At 41.1% G+C, this 18,421-nt stretch carries 22 protein-coding genes and 1 other annotated feature; of the genes, 3 read left to right on the top strand and 19 right to left on the bottom strand.

Annotated features, from left to right (window positions below; all coding sequences use genetic code 11):
- Positions 1–53 precede the first annotated feature (53 nt).
- The gene (locus LG369_RS02000; protein WP_225750072.1) at positions 54–1,022 is read left to right on the top strand and encodes an aromatic acid exporter family protein; all 969 of its coding nucleotides are present in this window, start codon (positions 54–56) and stop codon (positions 1,020–1,022) included.
- Positions 1,023–1,075: 53 nt separating this feature from the next.
- Here LG369_RS02000 and LG369_RS01995 read toward each other — a convergent pair whose 3' ends face one another.
- Entirely contained in the window at positions 1,076–1,330 is a 255-nt protein-coding gene (locus LG369_RS01995) for a DUF3165 family protein (RefSeq protein WP_004251425.1), read from the bottom strand.
- A gap of 19 nt (positions 1,331–1,349) precedes the next feature.
- A complete protein-coding gene (gene typA / locus LG369_RS01990) occupies positions 1,350–3,191 on the bottom strand; it encodes a translational GTPase TypA (protein ID WP_006148957.1) in 1,842 nt (613 codons plus the stop codon).
- Positions 3,192–3,352: 161 nt separating this feature from the next.
- Between typA and LG369_RS01985 the strand changes: the two genes are divergently transcribed.
- Positions 3,353–4,078 carry a pseudouridine synthase gene (locus LG369_RS01985; RefSeq protein ID WP_225750071.1) on the top strand — a complete coding sequence of 242 codons (726 nt, stop codon included), beginning with the start codon at positions 3,353–3,355 and terminating at the stop codon, positions 4,076–4,078.
- A gap of 34 nt (positions 4,079–4,112) precedes the next feature.
- Here LG369_RS01985 and LG369_RS01980 read toward each other — a convergent pair whose 3' ends face one another.
- The 8 genes from LG369_RS01980 to LG369_RS01945 all read right to left on the bottom strand — a co-directional run bounded on the left by LG369_RS01980 (position 4,113) and on the right by LG369_RS01945 (position 8,022).
- Positions 4,113–4,358 carry a hypothetical protein gene (locus tag LG369_RS01980; RefSeq protein WP_225750070.1) on the bottom strand — a complete coding sequence of 82 codons (246 nt, stop codon included), beginning with the start codon at positions 4,356–4,358 and terminating at the stop codon, positions 4,113–4,115.
- Between the two features lie 190 nt (positions 4,359–4,548).
- Entirely contained in the window at positions 4,549–4,776 is a 228-nt protein-coding gene (locus tag LG369_RS01975) for a DUF4190 domain-containing protein (protein ID WP_225750069.1), read from the bottom strand.
- 85 nt (positions 4,777–4,861) lie between these two features.
- Entirely contained in the window at positions 4,862–5,242 is a 381-nt protein-coding gene (locus LG369_RS01970; protein WP_225750068.1) for a rhodanese-like domain-containing protein, read from the bottom strand.
- 5 nt (positions 5,243–5,247) lie between these two features.
- Entirely contained in the window at positions 5,248–5,472 is a 225-nt protein-coding gene (locus tag LG369_RS01965; RefSeq protein ID WP_024053574.1) for a YqgQ family protein, read from the bottom strand.
- Positions 5,473–5,523: 51 nt separating this feature from the next.
- Positions 5,524–5,991 (bottom strand): ECF transporter S component, encoded by a 468-nt coding sequence (locus LG369_RS01960; RefSeq protein WP_195183890.1) that lies wholly within the window; start codon positions 5,989–5,991, stop codon positions 5,524–5,526.
- Entirely contained in the window at positions 5,969–6,742 is a 774-nt protein-coding gene (locus tag LG369_RS01955) for a bifunctional hydroxymethylpyrimidine kinase/phosphomethylpyrimidine kinase (protein ID WP_225750067.1), read from the bottom strand. The genes LG369_RS01960 and LG369_RS01955 overlap by 23 nt, the downstream gene beginning before the upstream one ends.
- Positions 6,732–7,481, bottom strand: a complete 750-nt coding sequence (gene truA, locus LG369_RS01950) for a tRNA pseudouridine(38-40) synthase TruA (protein ID WP_225750066.1) — start codon at positions 7,479–7,481, stop codon at positions 6,732–6,734. Before truA ends, LG369_RS01955 begins: the two co-directional genes overlap by 11 nt.
- An 85-nt stretch (positions 7,482–7,566) precedes the next feature.
- Positions 7,567–8,022 carry a GNAT family N-acetyltransferase gene (locus tag LG369_RS01945; RefSeq protein WP_225750065.1) on the bottom strand — a complete coding sequence of 152 codons (456 nt, stop codon included), beginning with the start codon at positions 8,020–8,022 and terminating at the stop codon, positions 7,567–7,569.
- A gap of 70 nt (positions 8,023–8,092) precedes the next feature.
- Between LG369_RS01945 and LG369_RS01940 the strand changes: the two genes are divergently transcribed.
- Positions 8,093–8,755 (top strand): prepilin peptidase, encoded by a 663-nt coding sequence (locus LG369_RS01940; protein ID WP_225750064.1) that lies wholly within the window; start codon positions 8,093–8,095, stop codon positions 8,753–8,755.
- On the opposite strand, the gene trpA is transcribed toward LG369_RS01940, so the two are convergent.
- The 9 genes from trpA to LG369_RS01895 form a co-directional block, all read right to left on the bottom strand.
- The gene (gene trpA, locus LG369_RS01935; RefSeq protein WP_225750063.1) at positions 8,724–9,506 is read right to left on the bottom strand and encodes a tryptophan synthase subunit alpha; all 783 of its coding nucleotides are present in this window, start codon (positions 9,504–9,506) and stop codon (positions 8,724–8,726) included. The two genes, LG369_RS01940 and trpA, sit on opposite strands and share 32 nt — an antisense overlap.
- Entirely contained in the window at positions 9,499–10,722 is a 1,224-nt protein-coding gene (gene trpB, locus LG369_RS01930; RefSeq protein WP_225750062.1) for a tryptophan synthase subunit beta, read from the bottom strand. The genes trpA and trpB (LG369_RS01930) overlap by 8 nt, the downstream gene beginning before the upstream one ends.
- A complete protein-coding gene (locus LG369_RS01925) occupies positions 10,700–11,299 on the bottom strand; it encodes a phosphoribosylanthranilate isomerase (RefSeq protein WP_225750061.1) in 600 nt (199 codons plus the stop codon). Before LG369_RS01925 ends, trpB (LG369_RS01930) begins: the two co-directional genes overlap by 23 nt.
- Entirely contained in the window at positions 11,286–12,053 is a 768-nt protein-coding gene (trpC, locus tag LG369_RS01920) for an indole-3-glycerol phosphate synthase TrpC (protein WP_225750060.1), read from the bottom strand. The genes LG369_RS01925 and trpC overlap by 14 nt, the downstream gene beginning before the upstream one ends.
- Positions 12,050–13,054 carry an anthranilate phosphoribosyltransferase gene (trpD, locus tag LG369_RS01915; protein WP_225750059.1) on the bottom strand — a complete coding sequence of 335 codons (1,005 nt, stop codon included), beginning with the start codon at positions 13,052–13,054 and terminating at the stop codon, positions 12,050–12,052. Before trpD ends, trpC begins: the two co-directional genes overlap by 4 nt.
- A gap of 10 nt (positions 13,055–13,064) precedes the next feature.
- The gene (locus LG369_RS01910) at positions 13,065–13,631 is read right to left on the bottom strand and encodes an aminodeoxychorismate/anthranilate synthase component II (RefSeq protein WP_225750058.1); all 567 of its coding nucleotides are present in this window, start codon (positions 13,629–13,631) and stop codon (positions 13,065–13,067) included.
- Positions 13,628–14,989: an anthranilate synthase component I gene (gene trpE / locus LG369_RS01905; RefSeq protein ID WP_225750057.1), complete on the bottom strand. Its 1,362-nt coding sequence runs from the start codon at positions 14,987–14,989 to the stop codon at positions 13,628–13,630. The genes LG369_RS01910 and trpE overlap by 4 nt, the downstream gene beginning before the upstream one ends.
- A 534-nt stretch (positions 14,990–15,523) precedes the next feature.
- Positions 15,524–16,702: a tryptophan synthase subunit beta gene (gene trpB, locus LG369_RS01900; protein WP_004251478.1), complete on the bottom strand. Its 1,179-nt coding sequence runs from the start codon at positions 16,700–16,702 to the stop codon at positions 15,524–15,526.
- Positions 16,703–16,887: 185 nt separating this feature from the next.
- Positions 16,888–17,119 (bottom strand) — a binding site (T-box leader).
- A 60-nt stretch (positions 17,120–17,179) separates the two neighbouring features.
- Positions 17,180–18,406 carry a DegT/DnrJ/EryC1/StrS family aminotransferase gene (locus tag LG369_RS01895; RefSeq protein WP_004251488.1) on the bottom strand — a complete coding sequence of 409 codons (1,227 nt, stop codon included), beginning with the start codon at positions 18,404–18,406 and terminating at the stop codon, positions 17,180–17,182.
- Positions 18,407–18,421 lie beyond the last annotated feature (15 nt).

Raw genomic sequence — 18,421 nt, 5'->3', positions numbered from 1 at the left:
TCTACCTCACCTACTACTAAAACTTTAAAGTATTTATCTCAAGGAAGTATTCTATGTCTATCACACAACGCACTCTTAAACTAGTCTTGGCAACCTGTTTTGCTTGTTTACTAGCCTACTTTTTTGATTTGTCATCCGCTGTATCAGCTGGTATCATTGCTATCTTGAGTCTTTCTGATACTCGAAGAAGCACGATCAAGCTAGCCCGCAATCGTCTTTTTTCAACCTTGCTGGCGTTAATGATCGGTGTTATAGCTTTCAAACTAACTGGTTATCATATCTGGAGCTTTGGACTCTACTTAGCAATCTATGTTCCCCTTGCCTATAAACTCGGTTGGGAAATTGGAATCACTCCTAGTAGCGTTCTGGTCAGCCATCTCTTAATCCAACAATCAACAGCACCAGCACTTTTACTGAATGAGCTCTTACTCTTCCTAATCGGTACTGGATTTGCGCTTCTGGTCAATCTCTATATGCCTTCACGTGAAAAAGAAATTCAACATTATCATACTCTTGTTGAAGAAAAACTCAGAGATGTTCTTCTACGACTTTCTTACTATCTGAAAAGAGGAGATGGCCGTAATCAGGCTCAACTTGTAAATGAACTTGATCAACTACTTGAGGATGCTCTTAAGTTAGTTTACCTCGATCATTCTGACCATCTCTTTCACCAGACAGATTATCATATCCACTACTTTGAGATGCGACAAAGACAAACGCGTATCTTAAGAAATATGGCTCAACAGATTAACACATGCCAACTAGCCGCTAGTGAGAGTTTGATTGTCGCTCAGCTCTTTTCAAAAACAGCTAGTCAATTGAGTCAAACAAATCCAGCCTACGACTTATTGAATGATATTGAAAGCTACCTAGAGGTGTTTCGCAATCGATCTCTCCCTAAAACTAGAGAAGAGTTTGAGACACGGGCTACGCTTCTACAACTCTTTCGTGAATTAGAACATTTTATCCAGATAAAAGTAGATTTCTACAACCGTTATTCTGACAAAAACAGTAACAAATAAAAACTTCTATCGGCAACTGAGTTGCTGATAGAAGTTTTTTGTTATGAATAGATTTAATTTTCGCGCTTCTTTCGAATCGACATGAGACTGATGTCTCTCAAACTAAAGTAAGTAAGAGCCAGCATTCCCAATGTAATAAAGATTTCTGCTGGAAGTTGGAAAATCTGTAGGGCAGACAAGAGCAACAAGATTACGAGGGCAACAAGTCCAAAGACTAATATTACAACATTGACCGTCCCCTTGATACTTTGAGGTGTCGCAAATACATAGAGTAATAATAAGAGTATCCCTATGATTAAATAGACCATCTTTATCTCTTTCTAGCTCTTATTCAGCTGATTTTTTCTTTTTGTTTGCTTTCTCACGCTCTGCCTTGTTGAGGATTTGCTTACGCAAACGAATCGATTCAGGCGTTACTTCCATGTACTCATCGTCATTCAAGAACTCAAGTGATTCTTCAAGTGTCAAGATACGAGGAGTTTTGATAACCGCTGTTTGGTCCTTAGTAGCAGAACGAACGTTAGTCATTTGTTTTGCTTTCGTGATATTAACAGTCAAGTCATTTTCACGAGAGTTTTCACCGATGATCATTCCTTCGTAAACCTCAGTACCTGGGTTAACAAAGATAGTACCACGTTCTTCGATCGACATGATTGAGTAGGTTGTTGCTTTACCAGCATCGATGGAAACGAGGGCACCACGGTGACGTCCACCAATTTCGCCTGGAATCAATGGCAAGTATTGGTCGAAGGTATGGTTCATGATCCCGTAACCACGAGTCATTGACAAGAACTCAGTTGAGTATCCAATCAAACCACGCGCAGGAACAAGGAAGACCAAACGAGTTTGACCGTTTCCAGTTGCAATCATATCCAACATTTCACCCTTACGTTCAGAAAGACTTTGGATAACAGAACCTTGGTATTCTTCTGGTGTGTCGATTTGCACGCGCTCAAACGGCTCGCACTTCACACCGTCAATTTCTTTGACGATAACTTCTGGACGAGATACTTGAAGCTCATAACCTTCACGACGCATAGTCTCGATGAGGATTGACAAGTGCAATTCCCCACGTCCTGAAACTGTCCATTTATCTGGTGAGTCTGTTGGATCTACACGAAGAGATACGTCTGTTTGCAATTCTGCTTGCAAACGTTCTTCAACCTTACGAGAAGTCACCCATTTACCTTCACGACCAGCAAATGGTGAGTTGTTAACCAAGAAGGTCATTTGAAGAGTAGGTTCGTCGATGTGAAGAACTGGAAGAGCTTCAACTGCATCTGTTGGAGTGATTGTTTCCCCAACGAAGATGTCTTCCATACCTGATACGGCAATCAAGTCACCAGCCTTAGCTTCTTGGATTTCACGACGTTCCAAACCAAAGAAACCAAAGAGTTTTGTAACACGGAAGTTCTTGGTTGTACCATCAAGTTTAGAAAGAGTAACTTGGTCTCCGACCTTAACAGTACCACGGAAGACACGTCCGATACCGATACGACCAACGAAGTCATTGTAGTCAAGAAGAGACACTTGGAATTGAAGTGGCTCATCTGAGTTATCGATTGGAGCTGGAATGTGGTCAATAATGGTATCAAAGATTGGCGCCATAGTCTTTTCTTGGTCGGCTGGATCATCTGACAATGAAGATGTTCCGTTGATTGCTGAAGCATAGACTACTGGGAAGTCAAGCTGATCATCATCTGCACCAAGTTCGATGAAAAGTTCTAAAACTTCATCCACTACTTCTGCTGGACGAGCTGATGGTTTGTCAATTTTATTGATAACAACGATTGGGACAAGGTCTTGTTCCAAAGCTTTTTTCAATACGAAACGAGTTTGAGGCATAGTACCTTCGTAGGAATCCACTACCAAGACTACACCGTCAACCATTTTCATGATACGTTCAACTTCTCCACCGAAGTCCGCGTGTCCTGGTGTGTCCATGATATTGATACGAGTTCCGTTATAGGCAACGGCTGTATTTTTCGCAAGAATCGTGATTCCACGCTCTTTTTCAATATCATTTGAGTCCATTGCACGCTCAGCTAATTCTGTACGTGCGTCAAGAGTTTCAGATTGTTTCAACAATTCGTCAACGAGGGTTGTTTTACCGTGGTCGACGTGGGCGATAATCGCGATATTACGGATATCTTCTCTTAATTTTGTCATGATTTCCTCTATTATATTCAAAAATTTATTTTCTAACTGAACGATTATACCACAATTTTCAGCAAATGACTTAACTCAAGTAAGTGTAAATGTTTTCAAAAGAAAATTCATTCCTTCTCTTTTCTTTTCAAAAATACCGACTTGTGATAAGATAGGCTGGTATGCGTTTAGATAATTTATTAGCTCAGGAAAAAATCAGTCGAAAAGCCATGAAACAGGCTCTCCTAAAAAAAGAAATCTTAGTAGATGGAGTCCCTGCTACTTCCCTTGCACAGAATGTTGATACGGGATTACAAGAGTTGATTTTTCAGGGGAGAAAAATCCAAGGATATGAGCACACCTATCTCATGCTTCACAAACCAAATGGTGTCGTGACAGCTAGCAAGGACAAGAAGCTCCCAACGGTTATGGACTTACTACCTCAACACCTCCAATCAGACCAACTCTATGCTATCGGTCGGCTAGATCGAGATACGACAGGACTTCTCCTCTTAACAAACAATGGCCCTCTAGGTTTTCAACTTCTCCACCCTCAATATCATGTCGATAAAACTTATCAAGTTGAGGTGAACGGCTTGCTCACACCAGATCACATCCAGCAGTTCAAAAACGGGATTGTCTTTCTTGATGGAACTTTTTGTAAACCTGCTCAGCTTGAGATTCTATCTTCAAGCCCTAGTCTCAGCCGAGCCACCATCACCATCTCTGAAGGGAAATTTCATCAGGTCAAGAAAATGTTCCTCTCAATTGGTGTCAAGGTCACTGCCCTCAAACGAGTTCAGTTCGGAGATTTTCTATTAGATCCTGACCTAGCAGAAGGTCAATACCGACCCTTGAATCAAGGGGAATTGAAAATTATTAAAAACTACTTAGAGAAAAGTGGATAAAATAAAAAAGCTTTAAAACTAAAGCTTTTTTGTTTTAATGAATTCCCGAAAGTTGTGAGATAAGTACGATACAGATAAGTGCAGAAATCACAATCCCTAACACAATCCCTAAAATAGAGAGAATTTTTTCTGTCTTATAGTCTAGTCCAGACTCTTTTTGATGTGAATTAGCCAAGATCAAACCAAAAATACCAAAAATAATACTTAACACTGGAAATCCAAAGGCAAATATGATAGACAGGATACTCAAAACAAGTGATGCTTTTTTCTTTTCTTGCATGCTCTAAAATCTCCTTAAACTTATTACGCATTCATTATACCATACAAACCGGATTTATCTATTAGGTAACAAGTTTTAGAACTATGAAAACCTGTCCCTGAACCAAAAAAATTAAAAATGATTAAAAACCACTTAACGAAAAGTGGATAAAACAAAAAAAGCTTTAAACATAAAGCTTTTTTGTTTTTGATTAACCAAAAATCATTACGAGGGCTGCAATCCAGTTAAGTACAGAAATGACAAGCCCTACGATATTGAGAATTTTTTCTGTTTTATACACTAGTCCAGATTGTTTTTCGTGCGAATTAGCCAAGACAAGACCAATGATACCCAAAACAAGACCTACGATTGGAGATAACAAACCAAGGACGATAGATAGGATACCTAAAACAAGTGATGCTTTTTTCTTTTCTTGCATAATAAAAACTCCTTAAATTTAATACAAATTAATTATATCATAAAAAGCTAGATCTATCTACAATTCAATAACTTTTTACAAAATGTTAGCTGGTCTTAACCTTCCCTGTCCAAGAATCCAATCCGTAAGAAAGGATATAAATTTCTGAGAAACCTTGTTTTTTCAAAAAAAGTGCTGCATTGGTCACACGTTGCGCACGTTGGTTTTCATATAGAAGGACAGGTTTATCCTTGCGAAGAGCTGCAAGACTTGTCTTCAATTGATTTGAAGGAATATTACGAGCTCCGAGGATATGTTTTCTGTGGAATTCAGCTGGCTCACGCAAGTCAATTAGCTGACCAGTACGAATCAAAGATTCAAACTCTGCATTGTCTACAATTTTTGCTGCACGGCGAATACGAAGATAGTTGTATCCCATCCATGCCAACATCGCCACTACAAGTCCCCATAATACCCAAGTTACCATAATATCTAATCTCCATTTTTTTCTAAATAGTCTAATTCTAGTTTGTGCTCTCTGCGAAGAACAGCCTCCGCTTCTAGATAATCCAGTTTATCCATCAAACCAGCATCATAGATTCGAGATAGTTCAATCTTCATTAATTCAATGTCATAAAGACGTTTGCCCATATAGACAAGAATGCCGAACTGTTTGAGAAATTGTTGCACATCGTAGAGTGTTTTCATAGCTTTCATTTTAGCAAATAATCAGATTTTTTTCAATAGTTCCCAGGGAAGACTTCCTTTTTACTGCTTACTAATTTTCTTAATACTCTGATAGAGAAGATACCCAACAATCATTCCAACAAAATTCTGCAACAAATTGTGAGGAATATCTGTCAGAGCTACACCCCAACCTTTCATCCAAGAAGTCGCACATGCATATCCAGCTACCATGAGAAAAGTTGCTAAAACTAATCCAAGCCACTTCCATTTTCCTTTAAAACCTGCAAAGTAACCCTGCAAACCATGGAAAAGCAAGCTGAAGAACATCCAATGAGGATAGCCTGAGATCAGGTCAATAATGAAACCTCCTAGACCTCCCACAATAGCTCCTTCTCGTTTTCCATAATAAAAAGCAGTAAAAAAGATACCAGCATCTAAAAGAGTTAAGATTCCTGTTTGGGTTGGGATTTTGACAATATAACCTAAAACTACCGATAGGGCAGTCAGTATTGATAATAGGGCGATTTTACTTGTTTTGGTTTGCTTCATATTGTCTTACTCCATATTGATCTGCTTGTGCGATGGCACGGTAAACAAAGGCTTTGGAACTCTCAACCGCAGGTAATAGCCCCTCTCCCTTGACTAATTGACTTGCAATGCTCGATGCAAAAGTACATCCTGCACCAGCATTTTGTCCTTCTATGACTGGATTCTCAAAAATGGTAAAATTCACTCCATCATAAAAGACATCCACAGCCTTATCCTGACTAAGGCGATTCCCACCTTTAATAATGACTGCTGGTGCACCCAAGTCATGTAATTTTTGAGCTGCAGCCTTCATATCGTCCAAGGTTTCAATCTTTTGACCTGCTAGCAATTCTGCCTCAGGTAGATTGGGTGTAATTACAGTCACATAAGGGAAAAAGCGAATCAACTCTTGACAGAGTTCGCTGACTGCAACGTCGTGCGTTTCCTTACAAACGAGAACTGGATCCAATACCACTGGAACTCCTGTGCGTTCCTTGATAAAGTTAAGAGCTTTCTCAGCAACACCAACAGTCGGTAAGAGACCAATCTTAATCCCTCCAAAGTCTACGCTCTTGAGGCTATCCAACTGTTGTTGGAAAATAGTCTCATCTGTTGGGAAGACCTCAAAACCATTTTCCGTCAAAGCAGTTAAGCAAGTCATAGCTACAAAACCATGTAAACCATTTAAAGTATAGGTCGCAAGGTCAGCAGCTAGTCCACCACCACTAAAAATATCATTTCCTGAAAGTGCTAAAATACGATTATTCTTCATAACGAATCTCCTTCAAATACAAACCATTGGGTGCTGCAGTTGGACCTGCCAACTGTCTGTCTTTTTTCTCCAAAATCAGGTCAATCTGCTCTATCGGCATTCTGTCATTACCAATTTTCAGCAAGGTCCCGACCATATTTCGAATCTGCTTATAGAGGAAGCCATTACCAGAGAAGGTAAAGGTCAAAAATTGACCGGTCTCGTCAACCCTAAGACTGGCTTCCGTGATCGTTCTTACCTTGTCCTCCACACTGGTTCCGGCAGCAGTAAAACCGGTAAAATCATGGGTTCCTTCTAATTTCTTTACAGCCTTTTGCATCCGTTCCACATCAAGTGGATATGGATAGTGGGTGACATAATGACGTCTCATAGGATTTTTAGGACGCCCTCTATCCACGATAAACTCGTAGGTCTTGCTATGCTTGGCATAACGGCAATGAAAATCATCAGCCACAATCTCAATCGAAATCACATCGATGTCTTCAGAACTTTGGGTATCAAGAGCAAAGCGAAGTTTTTCCTCATCCATCTGATAGGGGAGATCAAAGTGGATGACCTGCCCTAAGGCATGAACACCACTATCCGTTCGCCCTGCACCATGGATGGTAATGGCCTGCCCTTTATTTAATTTGGTTAAAGTTATTTCAATTTCCTCTTGGACACTACGCGCGTGTGGTTGCCGCTGAAAACCAGCAAAGGCGTAGCCATCATAGGAAATGATTGCTTTATATCTAGTCATATATCTATTTTATCAAGAAAATTTCTCTGCAACAAGTTTGAAAACCAAAAATTGTACGGGGACAAATATTGATATAATCTAATTCTTATCTAGATTTTATCATCATATATTTTCGTACAGGTACTTCAACCATTTGAACGATTTCAAATCCTTCTTTTTGGTAAAGATTGTAAGCTGTTTGATTTGCCTCGTAGACATTTAGAGAAATACTATCTATGTCTTCATTTTCAAAGGCCAAACTAACAAATTTCCTTAAAGCCTGGCTACCTAATCCCTGCCCCTGTTTCTGGGGATTGATAAAAAATCTCCCGATATGAAGATTCCTATCTTCTAGCCTGATTTTCTGGATAAGCCCCACAAACTCTTGTCCATCAAATATTGAAAAAATTCCTTCCAAATCTTGCAAGACTTGAATTGTCAAGGGAAAAGGAATCATTGGTCCCATCCATTGCTTCTGAAAACTTTCTCCCAAAGCATTAGACCAGCGACAAATGAGTTGGGCATTTTCTATCTGAAGTCCTTTTTCAAAGTGAATTTTCATATTTGCTCCTAAAATTTCTCCTTTATCCAACTATTATACTCTTTCTCTTATTTTTTCCGAATTAATAAGTATGATTCACCTTTACTTTTTTCTTGTTGGAGCTATTTTTGCTTCCTTTCTAGGTCTTGTCATTGACCGCTTTCCTGAGCAGTCTATTATCTTTCCTGCTAGTCACTGTGATTCTTGTCAGACTCCCTTGAAACCACTGGATTTGATTCCATTTCTCTCACAGGTATTCAATCGCTTTCGCTGTCGCTATTGCAAGTCAAGCTATCCTGTCTGGTATGCCTTCCTTGAGTTGTCTTTGGGACTGCTCTTTCTAGCTGAGTCTGTGGGATTTTTAACTTTGGGGCAAGTCATCTTGATAACTGCTGGCTTAACTTTGGGAATTTATGACCTTCGTCATCAAGAATATCCCTTGATCGTCTGGCTGATTTTTCACTTATTCCTCATGGTTTGCTGTAGTTGGAATCTGGCCATGACTTTCTTCTTGATTCTTGGAATCATTGCTCATTTCATCGATATCCGCATAGGTGCAGGAGATTTTCTCTTTCTGGCTTCTTGTGCCCTTGTTTTTTCTCTTACAGAAATACTGATTTTAATCCAATTTGCCTCCACGACCGGCATTCTAGCCTTTCTCCTACTAAAGAAAAAGAAAAGACTACCTTTTGTGCCTTTCCTCTTACTGGCTGCTTGCGTGATTATTTTTGGTAAGCTACTGCTTCTCGGATAAAGTCAGCGATTTCTGCTACTTGTCCTTCATGCAGAGCCTTAACAATCTTGGAACCAACGATAACACCGTCTGATACAGCATTGAAGCGTTCGACATCAGCCTGAGTGGATACACCAAAACCGGTCAATACTGGAATGTCAGCCACTTGATGAAGTTGATCCAAGTGCTTATCCAAATCAGATCGGTAATTTCCTGATTTCCCTGTCACTCCATTGATAGCAACGGCATAGACAAAACCTTCAGCTCCCTCAATGAGTTCTTTTTGACGCTCCATTCCTGTCGTCAAGCTGACAAGTGGAATCAAAGCAATGTCTGTATCTGCCAAAAAGGGCTCTACAAAGTTAGCGTGCTCATGAGGCAGGTCTGGGATAATCAATCCCTTGACCGCTGTATCAGCAAGATCTCTGACAAATTTCTCCACACCGTACTGAAAGAGGGGGTTAAAATAGGTCATGATGACAAGCGGGATTTCTGTTTCAATGGTTTTCAAGGTTTCAACCAAAGCCTGGGTAGAGGTTCCGCGAGCTAGACTGCGCAAGCCTGCTTCTTCGATAACTGGACCATCTGCAACTGGGTCTGAAAAGGGAACTCCTATCTCAATGGCAGACACACCCAAAGCTTCTAAAAAGTGAATTGTTTCAGCGAGACCATCTAATCCTTTTTCATGGTCTCCAGCCATGATATAGGGAACAAAAATTCCCTTTTTTGCTGCTTTAAGAGTTGTCAATTTTTCGGTTAGAGTCTTAGGCATTAGCTTCTCCCTTCTTTGCTGCGTCTGCTTCCAATCGGTTTTTAACTTGAACTACATCCTTGTCCCCACGACCTGATAGACAGACAATCATAGACTTGTCTGGTCCAAGTTCTTTGGCTAATTTCACCGCAAAGGCGATGGCATGGCTGGACTCTAAAGCTGGGATAATTCCTTCTACACGAGACAAGAGTTGGAATCCTTCCAAGGCTTCCTCGTCTGTCACTGGTACATAAGTCGCACGTTTGATATCATGGTAATGAGAATGTTCTGGACCGATACCAGGATAGTCCAAACCTGCTGAGATTGAGAAAGCTTCTAGGATTTGACCATGAGCATCTTGGAGCACATCCATGAGAGAGCCGTGGAGAACACCTGGACGTCCTTTAGTCAAGGTAGCTGCGTGGTGCTCCGTATCCACACCTAGTCCTGCTGCTTCAGCTCCATACATAGCCACTGACTCATCTTCCACAAATGGATGGAAAAGTCCGATGGCATTAGAGCCACCACCAACACAGGCTACTAGGGCTTCTGGTAAATTTTCACCTGTCAATTCTCGGTACTGTTGTTTGGCTTCTCGTCCGATAACACTTTGGAAGTCACGAACAATTTCTGGGAAAGGATGAGGTCCCAAGGCAGAACCAAGGATATAGTGGGTATCATCGATATTTGCAACCCAAGAACGAAGGGCTGCATTGACTGCATCCTTGAGCACGCGCGAACCATCTGTCACAGCCTCTACCTTAGCTCCTAAAAGCTCCATGCGGAAAACATTGAGTGCTTGACGTTTGACATCTTCCTCACCCATGTAGATAGTACATTCCATGTTAAAGAGTGCTGCAGCTGTTGCAGTTGCCACACCGTGCTGACCGGCTCCTGTTTCAGCGATAATTTTCTTTTTGCCCATACGTTTAGCCAGAAGAACTTGTCCTAAGGCATTGTTAATCTTGTGAGCGCCTGTATGGTTGAGGTCTTCACGTTTAAGGTAAATCTTGGCTCCGCCGATATGCTGGGTCAAGTTTTTTGCGTAGTAAAGGGGAGTTTCACGTCCTACATACTGGCGCAAAAGTTGGTTTAATTCCTCTTGGAAACTTGGATCTGCCTGACTTTCACGGTAGGCCTTCTCCAACTCCAAAACTGCTGTCATCAATGTTTCTGGGACAAAACGTCCACCGAATTTTCCGTAAAATCCATCTTTATTTGGTTCTTGATATGCCATTCTTTACCCTCTCTATGAATCTTTTAATCTTTTCATGATCTTTTTGTCCGTCTGTTTCTACTCCGCTTGATACATCTACTGCAAAGGGAGAGAAATGCTGAATTGCTCTTGCTACATTATCTTCGTTAAGCCCACCTGCGATGAAGAAAGGCTGGGCTAGTTCTGTCGTATCCAGTTGACCCCAGTCAAAGGTTTGTCCACTTCCTGCCACAGGAGCGTCAAAGAGTAGATAATCTGCCTGAGAATTGGGTACATGCCCCCCTTCATCGACCTGAACAGCCTGAATGCTGCCACAAGGTAAATTTTCAAATAGTTTATCTACTACCTGACCGTGAACCTGCACCAAGTCCAAGCCAACCTTTTCAATTGCTTCTAACAGTTCTGCTCGACTGGGTGAAACAAATACTCCAACTTTTTGAATATGCCTAGGAATAAACTTAGCCAGATCTATGGCTTGTTCTACGGTCACCTGTCTTTTGCTAGGAGCAAAGACAAAACCGATATAGTCTGCTCCAGCTGACACAGCTGTTTTTACGGCTTCTTTGGTCGATAGTCCACAAATCTTAACCTTTGTCAATCTGCAACTCCTTGATTCTCTGGGCTACATTTTCTGCCTGCATGAGGGCTGTTCCTACTAAAATTCCGTTAAAGTATGGTGCTACTCGTTTTGCATCCTCCTCTGTAAAAATAGCAGATTCGGAAATGTAGAAGCAATCATCCTTAAAGTGTTTGGCCAAGTCTACGCTTGTCTGCAAGTCGACTTCAAAGGTTGTTAAATTGCGATTGTTGACACCAATAATTTGAGCTCCAAGTCTATGAGCCACTTCCAGTTCAACAAGATTATGAGTTTCCACCAAAACTTCTAGACCCAGTTCTGTCGCGTAGTCATAAAGCTCCTTCAGTCGTTTTTCAGATAAGGCCGCTACGATGAGCAAGATGACGGTCGCACCTGCATTGCGAGCACGGATGATTTGCTTTTCATCGATAATAAAATCCTTATTCAGTGTCGGAATCTCTACCTGACTAGAAATCTCTTGCAAATAATCCAAATGCCCTTTAAAGAAAACCTCATCTGTCAGAACAGAAATCATAACCGCGCCGTTAGCCTCGTAAGTCTGGGCCTGTTGTACGATATCCACATCGAGATTGATATCACCTAGACTTGGACTTGCCTTTTTGACCTCAGCAATGATTTGCAAACGGTCTTGATGATTTTTTAAATATTCACTCAATCGATAAGTTTGACGCAAGGATTGAAGCTCCTCTCGCTCCATCTTTTCAACTTCACGCGCCTTTTGCTCTAGGATACGTGATAAAAATTCCTGACTCATCTTTGATACTCCTGTAATAGTCTGAGTTTTTCAAGGGCCTTACCACTGGCAATCACTTGACGTGCCAATTCAACTCCGTCCTTGATACTATCTGCTTTACCATTGGCGTAGAAACCGAGACCTGCATTTAAGACTGTTGTTTCCAAGAATGGACTTGGTTCGTTATTAAGAACGCTGACAAGGATGGCTGCATTCTCATGAGCATTTCCCCCACGAATGTCCTCAATAGCAATGCGTTCCATTCCCAAATCTTCTGGAGTAAAGGTTGATAAAGTAATTTCACCATTTTCAAGAAGGGCAATGCTGGTAGTTCCATTCAAACCAGCTTCATCCAATCCTTCTGGACCAGCTACTACAATAGCACGTTTGCGACCCATGTTTTTCAAAACCTGAGCAGTACTTTCCAGAAGTTCAGGACGACTGATTCCTAGAAGCTGTGTTTCCAAAACCATTGGGTGAATTAGCGGACCTGTCAAATTCATGATGGTTGGAATTCCCAATTCCAAGCGTGCTGGCATAATGTATTTCATGGCTGGGTGCATGTTTTTGGCAAAGAGAAAGACGATTCCTGTTTGGTCAAATACCTTACCCAATTGTGATGGTTTAAGGTCAATGTTGATTCCCAAAGCTTGCAAGACATCTGCTGACCCAGATTTAGAGGAAATTGAACGATTACCATGTTTAGCCATATGGATTCCTCCACCTGCCAAAACAAAGGCTGCAGTTGTAGAAATGTTGAAGCTAAATGACTTATCTCCACCTGTACCACAGTTATCCATAGCATCTTGAATATTTGTTGGAATGTGTTGAGCATGTCCTCTCATGACTTGAGCGAGGGCTGTTCTTTCTTCCGGTGTTTCTCCCTTCATCTTAAGGGCTAACAGTAGTGAAGCGATTTGTGCTTCTGTCACTCGCCCTGTCACGATGCGTTCGATCACATCTGTCATCTCAACACTTGATAAGTCTTTAAAGTTTGCTAATTTTTCAATAATTTCTTTCATTTTGTGTTCCTCACTTTACAACTTTCTCGATAAAATTCTGAATAGAAGATAGACCATCTGGCGTTCCAATACTTTCTGGATGATACTGCAAGCCATAAATCGGCAAGGTTTTGTGTTGAATCCCCATAATAGCTTGGTCATCTGTCGAACGAGCTGTCACTTCAAACTCTTCTGGCATCTCTTCGATTAAAATACTGTGGTAACGCATGACTGGACGATTGTCCTCAATTCCTTGATAGAGAACGGATGGGGTCTCAAATCGAATCTGGCTTTGTTTACCGTGCATAACTTTAGGAGCCAAGCCCAACTTACCACCAAAGACTTCTGCAATGGCTTGGTGCCCCAAACAAATCCCTAGAATAGGTTTCTTACCTGCAAAATCACGAATCATTTCTTCCATTTTCCCAGCATCAGCTGGCCAACCTGGGCCAGGAGAAAAGACCAGTCCATCTGCCTTTGCAGCTTCTTCATAAAGGTTTGGATCATCATTTCTCAAAACCTGAACTTCTGCGAAATTCCCGATATATTGAGCCAGGTTATAAGTAAATGAATCATAATTGTCAATCAATAAGATCATGGTCTTAGTTCTCCCATTCTTGTCATAGATTTAGCTTTGTTAATCGTTTCTTGGTATTCATTCTGAGCGATGGAATCATAAACAATTCCTGCACCAGCCTGTACGTAGGCTGTTTTATTTTTAAGAATCATGGTTCGAATTGCAATGGCGAAATCCATATCTCCAGTTGCTGATAGGTAACCGATAGCTCCTGCATATACGCCTCGCTTCTCTGTTTCTAGTTCATAGATGCGTTTCATGGCCCGAATCTTTGGTGCCCCCGATACTGTTCCTGCCGGAAGAGTCGCCTTCAAGGCATCCATAGCAGTCAGTTCTGGTAACAAACGTCCTTTAACCACGCTGGTCAAATGCATGACATAACGGAAAAGTTCTACTTCCATATACTTAGTTACTTGGACACTTGCTGTTTCAGCAATTCTACCGATATCATTTCGTCCCAAGTCCACCAACATTCGGTGTTCTGCCGTTTCCTTTTCATCAGAAAGTAGATCACTTGCAAGTACCGAATCTTCCTCATCATTGGTACCTCTAGGACGTGTACCTGCAATTGGATTGGTTGTCACAATGCCATTTTTGACGGAAACCAAGCTCTCAGGACTGGCACCGATAATTTGATAATTTCCAAAGTCATAAAAGTAGAGGTAATTTGATGGATTGGTCACTCGGAGATTTCTGTAGAAGTCAAAAGGATTTCCAGTTACTTCTGCGGAGAAGCGCTGACTGAGCACACATTGGAACATATCTCCGTTGCGAATCAAGTCGCGAGCTGTTTCTACCATCTCTTCAAATTTCTGAGGTGCAATATGTGGTCTAAACTGAAGTGGAGAAACATCCAAATCTTCAAATTCATTTGGAGCAGGGATTTTCAACTCTTCTAAAACCTGATCTAAAGCCACTTCTAGTTCTTCATTACTACGTTCACTGTAGAGAGCATCCTCGATGATATGAATTTTTTCTTTCTTATGGTCAAAAACTATATAACTCTCATATACGAAGAAATGCATATCTGGCGTCCCAATCGTATCCTCAGGGAGCTGGCCAATTTCTTCATAGAGAGAAATCATATCGTAGCCAACAAAGCCAATAGCTCCACCACCAAAGGGTAGTTCTGAATGGTGCTGACTCTTATGAGTTACTTCATAAAGGAAATCCAAGGGATCACGATCAATCACTTGCCCATTTTGATAAAGAACTCCATTCTCGAACTTAATTTCAAAAACTGGATTATAGGCTAAGATAGAAAAACGAGCATTTTCTTTTTCTCTTGGGATACTTTCAAGTATGACCTTGTGTTGTCCGTTCAAACGCATATAAGCCAAGATTGGTGATAAAACATCTCCATGAATGATTCGTTCCATTGTAATTTCCCTTTCGATTCGTATCTTTATAGAATTTTAGTTTTAATTTATCTTTTTCTATTTCCCTTAAATAGTGCGGACGGGAGCAACTTTCTCCGAAATTTCATCCCTAATTTTTGAGCCATGTGTCTCAAAAATTCCGTCCTAGAGAAGCATCTTTGCTTCTCTAGGATACCACCATGGCGGGAAATAGCGGTTCAATGCTCACTTCGTTCGCAAATATTCTATAACGATCTATTTATTGAAAATATTTAAAAAATTAATCGCAATATCTGAGAAGAATATATAAAAATCCCCACGCAAAATAACTTGCGTGAGGACGAAATTCGCGGTGCCACCTCAATTATAGGATTTCTCCTATCTCTCATTCCTGTCTCAGATAGTTCCTGTAACAGGTTGTGCGATAAAGGGCACTCCCTTGAGAATTATGTTTTCTTCTCTCATTTCAGATGGACCCAACCTTACAGCTTTCTCTGCTTGTTTTCAGCAACTACAAGCTCTCTGTGAGAGAAATCTCTGTATCTTTTCCATCTTTTATTTTTTAGCTTCAAGGTAGTCTGCAATGGCAGCTACGTCCTTGTCTCCACGACCAGAGACATTGATGATAATAATCTCATCTTTACTTAGTTTCGGTGCGCGTTTGACTGCTTCAGCGATAGCATGTGAGCTTTCAATTGCAGGGATGATTCCTTCTGTTTTGCTTAATAAAAGCAAGGCTTGGACAGCTTCTTCGTCTGTCGCTGCTACATATTCTACTCGACCAGAGTCTTTAAAGAAGGCATGTTCTGGACCAACCCCTGGATAGTCCAAACCTGCTGAGATAGAGTAAACTGGCGCGAGCTCTCCATCTTCCTTAAAGACTGCATAGGTCTTCATTCCATCAACGATACCAACACTACCCTTAGTCATAGTTGCTGCGTGCTTGTCTGTATCAAGTCCATGACCAGCAGCTTCTACCCCAACCAATTTTACTTCTTCATCAGCTACATACTGTGAAAAAGCTCCGATAGCATTGGAACCACCGCCCACACAGGCAATGACGTAGTCTGGTAGACGTCCTTCTTTTTCCAAGATTTGACGACGTGATTCTTCACTGATGACTTTTTGGAATTCATGAACAATAGTTGGATAAGGGTGAGGACCTACAGCAGAACCTAAAACGTAGAAAGCTTCAAGGTCATTCATCCATGCTCCAAAGGCTGCATCGACCGCATCCTTCAGAGTACGTGTTCCTGTTTCAACTGCATGAACAGTTGCTCCCATCATCTCCATACGGAAGACATTGAGACGTTGACGCTCCACATCTTCTGCTCCCATATAGACATCACATGCCATACCAAATTTGGCCGCAGCTGCAGCTGTCGCAACACCGTGCTGGCCAGCTCCTGTCTCAGCAATGACACGCTTTTTACCCATGCGTTTTGCTAGAAGGATTTGTCCCAAAACATTGTTCAGTTTGTGAGAACCCAAGTGGTTAAGGTCTTCACGCTTGAGATAAATCTTAGCTCCGCCTAGGTGCTCTGTCAAACTTTCTGCAAAATAGAGCGGTGTTTCGCGACCTGAATAATCCTTCAAGTAATGACGAAACTCCGCTAAAAACTCTGGATCATCCTTGTATTTTTCAAAAGTCACTTCTAATTCATCTAGTAAAACCTGAATTGGTTCTGGTACAAAACTACCACCAAATTGTCCAAAATATCCTTTAGTTGTCATAAATTTTTCCTCCTTCTGTATGAATCCGGCTTTTTGTTTGCTTTTGGTAGTGAAATGGTCTGGGGGACCATTTCAGCCTTTACTTAAAGAACAAGTAAAACTTGAATATTACTCTAAGTTCATGCCCTAATAAAAGATATACAAAATGACGGATAGAAAAAGCCCACACACGGAATATATTTCCATGTGAGGGCGTTCGTAACGCGGTACCACCTCAATTGTAAAGAGAATATCCCCTTTACATCTCTGCCTTGTCTAACAACAAGTTGCACTGTAAGGTGTGCCTACCGAATTTTCATTGTTTCAAATTCATTTTTTCAAATCAGCCCAATTTCACTACTTTCAACCACCTGTTCACAGTAACCACAGGCTCCCTGAAGATCAAAAATAACTACTTTTCTGATTTGTTGAGTTAATTATATGTTATTGTTTTTTCTTTGTCAATCGTTTTCATTCATTTTTTACTAATTTTTTTAATTATTTTTGTGAAGCACCTAGAATTTCTTCAGAAACTCTGACAAAAGTCTCAATGATATAATCTACTTCTTCGTCCGTTAATTTCGTGTGAAGTGGTAGTGTAATCTCGTTTACAAAGAAGGCATAAGCTCGCGGATAATCTGCCATATCAAAGCCAAGATTCTTATAGGCTGTCAAAAGCGGAAGCGGTTTGTAATGAACATTACTTGCAATTCCTGCCTTGGCCAATTCTTGAATGATTTGATTACGTTGTTCGAGACTAGCACCTTCTACATGGGTGATGTAAAGGTGACGACAAGATTCAACAGTATCTGTCTCATGAGCCAATGGATGGATAGGAGTCCCTGCAAATCCACGGTCATAGCGATCCACGATGTCCTTACGACGTTGTAATAAAGCAGGATAACGATCTAGCTGAACTAGACCAAGTGAAGCCATGATATCTGTCATGTTGCACTTGTAGGCTGGTGTTACGATATCGTATTCCCATGAACCCAGTTGCATCTTGGCAAGAGCATCTTTTGTTTGACCGTGAAGGGAAAGGATTTGGAATTCCTTGTACATTTCTTCATCGTCAATCGCTGGATTGGCTTTCCAAGTGGCACTTCCTCCTTCTGCAGTTGTAAAATTCTTAACTGCGTGGAAAGAGAATGAAGTAAAGTCAGCAATTGAACCGGCTGGTTGTCCCTTATAGGTTGAACCTAAAGCATGGGCACTATCAGAGACAATCACAATACGGTTAAAAGCCTTCTGCCACTTGCTAGCAGCTGTAAAGAGGTCGCGTTTCTTTTCTACAACTTGGAACAAACGGTCATAGTCACAGATAATCCCTGCTAGTTCTACCGGGATGATGACTTTAGTCTTCTCAGTAATAGCTTGCTCAAGCTTATCATAGTCCATTTCAAAGGTATCATCTTGGATATCAACCATCACTGGTGTCGCACCTACGTGAGTGATGACGCTACATGATGCTGTATAAGTCATAGCTGGAACGATGACTTCGTCACCAGGCCCTACTTCAAGTACGCGCAAGATCAATTCAAGAGCTGCTGTTGCAGAGTTGAGGCAGACTGTCTTAGGCGTTTGAGTATAGACGGACAGACGACGCTCTAGTTCTTTTGTCTTTGGACCTGTTGTGATCCAACCAGAACGAAGGGTATCGGCTACTTCAGCAATTTCAGCTTCGGTAATATCGGGTGGTGAAAATGGAATATTATACTTTGTCATTGATTTACTCCTTTT

Source organism: Streptococcus sp. Marseille-Q4154 (assembly GCF_916700545.1).
In the GTDB taxonomy this organism is placed as follows: Bacteria; Bacillota; Bacilli; order Lactobacillales; family Streptococcaceae; genus Streptococcus; species Streptococcus infantis_I.
Note: the sequence above shows the minus strand (reverse complement) of the source record. Positions and strands in the feature narration are given on the sequence as shown.